This window comes from Acinetobacter sp. NIOH-H-8 (assembly GCF_046635365.1).
Classification (GTDB): domain Bacteria; phylum Pseudomonadota; class Gammaproteobacteria; order Pseudomonadales; family Moraxellaceae; genus Acinetobacter.
Genome location: NZ_JBHDVN010000321.1, coordinates 1 through 399, shown reverse-complemented (window position 1 = coordinate 399; position 399 = coordinate 1). Strand labels below are relative to the sequence as shown.

General features: G+C 50.4%; 1 pseudogene. It reads left to right on the top strand.

Features of this window, described 5'->3' with window-relative positions:
• Positions 1 to 399: pseudogene (locus ACEWB7_RS18450) on the top strand (hypothetical protein); the annotation flags it as partial.

Here is a 399-nt window from a genome sequence, read left to right as displayed (position 1 = left end):
AAGCAATGCGGGGAGTGAATTCACCGAAAACGAGCAAAAAATCGCTGACTTTCTGCAGGCCAACGTGAGTGAGCTGCAATCCGTTTCTTCACGGCAGATGGCGAAACAGCTCGGCATTAGCCAGTCGAGCATAGTGAAATTTGCCCAAAAACTCGGCGCGCAAGGATTTACTGAATTGCGTATGGCGTTAATAGGCGAATACAGTGCCAGCCGGGAGAAAACGAATGCCACGGCGCTGCACCTGCACAGTTCGATTACCAGTGATGATTCGCTGGAAGTGATTGCCCGCAAATTGAATCGCGAAAAAGAGCTGGCGCTGGAGCAAACCTGTGCGTTGTTCGACTACGCGCGGCTGCAAAAAATCATTGAGGTCATCAGTAAAGCACCGTTTATCCAGAT